This window comes from Pantoea sp. 18059 (assembly GCF_902706165.1).
Lineage (GTDB): Bacteria > Pseudomonadota > Gammaproteobacteria > Enterobacterales > Enterobacteriaceae > Pantoea > Pantoea agglomerans.
Window position 1 is genome coordinate 1 of record NZ_CACSJS010000016.1, and the last position, 3,002, is coordinate 3,002.

Annotated in this window: 1 rRNA gene; it reads right to left on the reverse strand. The window is 53.8% G+C overall.

The window, feature by feature from the left end:
• Nucleotides 1–28: 28 nt before the first annotated feature.
• Nucleotides 29–2,937, reverse strand: a 23S ribosomal RNA gene (locus GVJ63_RS21785).
• Between the last annotated feature and the right edge of the window lie 65 nt (nt 2,938–3,002).

Consider the following 3,002-nt stretch of genomic DNA (forward strand, 5'->3'; position numbering starts at 1 on the left):
TGTCTCTCAAAAACGCCTCTGGCGTTGTAAGGTTAAGCCTCACGGGTCATTAGTACCGGTTAGCTCAACGCATCGCTGCGCTTACACACCCGGCCTATCAACGTCGTAGTCTTCAACGTCCCTTCAGGACTCTCAAGGAGTCAGGGAGAACTCATCTCGGGGCAAGTTTCGTGCTTAGATGCTTTCAGCACTTATCTTTTCCGCACTTAGCTACCGGGCAATGCCATTGGCATGACAACCCGAACACCAGTGGTGCGTTCACTCCGGTCCTCTCGTACTAGGAGCAACCCCCCTCAATTCTCCAGCGCCCACGGCAGATAGGGACCGAACTGTCTCACGACGTTCTAAACCCAGCTCGCGTACCACTTTAAACGGCGAACAGCCGTACCCTTGGGACCTACTTCAGCCCCAGGATGTGATGAGCCGACATCGAGGTGCCAAACACCGCCGTCGATATGAACTCTTGGGCGGTATCAGCCTGTTATCCCCGGAGTACCTTTTATCCGTTGAGCGATGGCCCTTCCATTCAGAACCACCGGATCACTATGACCTGCTTTCGCACCTGCTCGAGCCGTCACTCTCGCAGTCAAGCCAGCTTATGCCATTGCACTAACCTCACGATGTCCGACCGTGATTAGCTGACCTTCGTGCTCCTCCGTTACTCTTTAGGAGGAGACCGCCCCAGTCAAACTACCCACCAGACACTGTCCGCAGCCCGGATCACGGGCCTACGTTAGAACATCAAACATTAAAGGGTGGTATTTCAAGGTTGGCTCCACGCAGACTGGCGTCCGCGCTTCAAAGCCTCCCACCTATCCTACACATCAAGGCTCAATGTTCAGTGTCAAGCTGTAGTAAAGGTTCACGGGGTCTTTCCGTCTTGCCGCGGGTACACTGCATCTTCACAGCGAGTTCAATTTCACTGAGTCTCGGGTGGAGACAGCCTGGCCATCATTACGCCATTCGTGCAGGTCGGAACTTACCCGACAAGGAATTTCGCTACCTTAGGACCGTTATAGTTACGGCCGCCGTTTACCGGGGCTTCGATCAAGAGCTTCTCCTTGCGGATAACCCCATCAATTAACCTTCCGGCACCGGGCAGGCGTCACACCGTATACGTCCACTTTCGTGTTTGCACAGTGCTGTGTTTTTAATAAACAGTTGCAGCCAGCTGGTATCTTCGACTGGCTTCGGCTCGGGGAGCAAGTCCCTCCACCTACGCGCCAGCGTGCCTTCTCCCGAAGTTACGGCACCATTTTGCCTAGTTCCTTCACCCGAGTTCTCTCAAGCGCCTTGGTATTCTCTACCTGACCACCTGTGTCGGTTTGGGGTACGATTCTGTGTTACCTGATGCTTAGAGGCTTTTCCTGGAAGCTGGGCATTTATCACTTCAGCACCGTAGTGCCTCGTCGTCACGCCTCAGCGTTAACAAGCGTCCGGATTTACCTGGACACTCCGCCTACACGCTTAAACCGGGACAACCGTCGCCCGGCCGATATAGCCTTCTCCGTCCCCCCTTCGCAGTAACACCGAGTACAGGAATATTAACCTGTTTCCCATCGACTACGCCTTTCGGCCTCGCCTTAGGGGTCGACTCACCCTGCTCCGATTAACGTTGAACAGGAACCCTTGGTCTTCCGGCGAGCGGGCTTTTCACCCGCTTTATCGTTACTTATGTCAGCATTCGCACTTCTGATACCTCCAGCATGCCTCACAGCACACCTTCGACGGCTTACAGAACGCTCCCCTACCCAACAACACATAGTGTCGCTGCCGCAGCTTCGGTGCATGGTTTAGCCCCGTTACATCTTCCGCGCAGGCCGACTCGACCAGTGAGCTATTACGCTTTCTTTAAATGATGGCTGCTTCTAAGCCAACATCCTGGCTGTCTGTGCCTTCCCACATCGTTTCCCACTTAACCATGACTTTGGGACCTTAGCTGGCGGTCTGGGTTGTTTCCCTCTTCACGACGGACGTTAGCACCCGCCGTGTGTCTCCCGTGATAACATTCTTCGGTATTCGCAGTTTGCATCGGGTTGGTAAGCCGGGATGGCCCCCTAGCCGAAACAGTGCTCTACCCCCGAAGATGAGTTCACGAGGCGCTACCTAAATAGCTTTCGGGGAGAACCAGCTATCTCCCGGTTTGATTGGCCTTTCACCCCCAGCCACAGGTCATCCGCTAATTTTTCAACATTAGTCGGTTCGGTCCTCCAGTTAGTGTTACCCAACCTTCAACCTGCCCATGGCTAGATCACCGGGTTTCGGGTCTATACCCTGCAACTTAACGCCCAGTTAAGACTCGGTTTCCCTGCGGCTCCCCTATACGGTTAACCTTGCTACAGAATATAAGTCGCTGACCCATTATACAAAAGGTACGCAGTCACCCTGATAAATCAAGGCTCCCACTGCTTGTACGTACACGGTTTCAGGTTCTGTTTCACTCCCCTCGCCGGGGTTCTTTTCGCCTTTCCCTCACGGTACTGGTTCACTATCGGTCAGTCAGGAGTATTTAGCCTTGGAGGATGGTCCCCCCATATTCAGACAGGATACCACGTGTCCCGCCTTACTCATCGAGCTCACAGCATGTGTGCTTTTGTGTACGGGAGTATCACCCTGTACCCTGCGACTTTCCAGACGCTTCCACTAACACACAAACTGATTCAGGCTCTGGGCTGCTCCCCGTTCGCTCGCCGCTACTGGGGGAATCTCGGTTGATTTCTTTTCCTCGGGGTACTTAGATGTTTCAGTTCCCCCGGTTCGCCTTGCAGCACTATGTATTCATGCTGCAATGATGCACAGAGTGCACCGGGTTTCCCCATTCGGACATCGACGGCTGTAGCGGTTCATATCACCTTACCGTCGCTTTACGCAGATTAGCACGTCCTTCATCGCCTCTGACTGCCTGGGCATCCACCGTGTACGCTTAGTCGCTTAACCTCACAACCCACAGGCGTTTTACAACGCTGCGAATTGCAAGCATTTGAGAGACTCGAACGCATCGC